The 271-nt window shown below is 69.0% G+C and carries 1 protein-coding gene; it reads left to right on the top strand.

The features are described 5' to 3' along the window. Positions 1-271, top strand: a 271-nt coding sequence (locus AAEZ06_RS27320; protein WP_350617232.1) for a PhnD/SsuA/transferrin family substrate-binding protein, incomplete at both ends; no start/stop codon positions are given.

The raw sequence follows: 271 nt of genomic DNA, 5'->3' as shown, positions 1-271 counted from the left end.
CGGCACGTGACGCTGCAATGGGTGCCGGTGTCGACCGCCGCGGTCGGCACGCTCGTCAACGAGGCATTCACGAACGGCAGCATCGATTTCGCCGGCTACGGCGACCTGCCGTCAGTCGTCGTCAACGCGTCGGGCACGCGCACGCGCCTGATCGTGCCGGGCGGCGTCGGCAGCAATACGTATCTGGTCGTGCCGGCCGGCTCGACCGCGAAGTCGATCGTCGACCTCAAGGGCAAGCGCATCGCGCTCAATCGCGGCCGGCCGTGGGAAG

The sequence above is a fragment of the Pseudomonas sp. HY7a-MNA-CIBAN-0227 genome (assembly GCF_040310325.1).
Lineage (GTDB): Bacteria > Pseudomonadota > Gammaproteobacteria > Pseudomonadales > Pseudomonadaceae > Aquipseudomonas.
The sequence above is the reverse complement of the archived record's forward strand: the minus strand, read 5'-3'. Positions and strand labels throughout refer to the sequence as shown.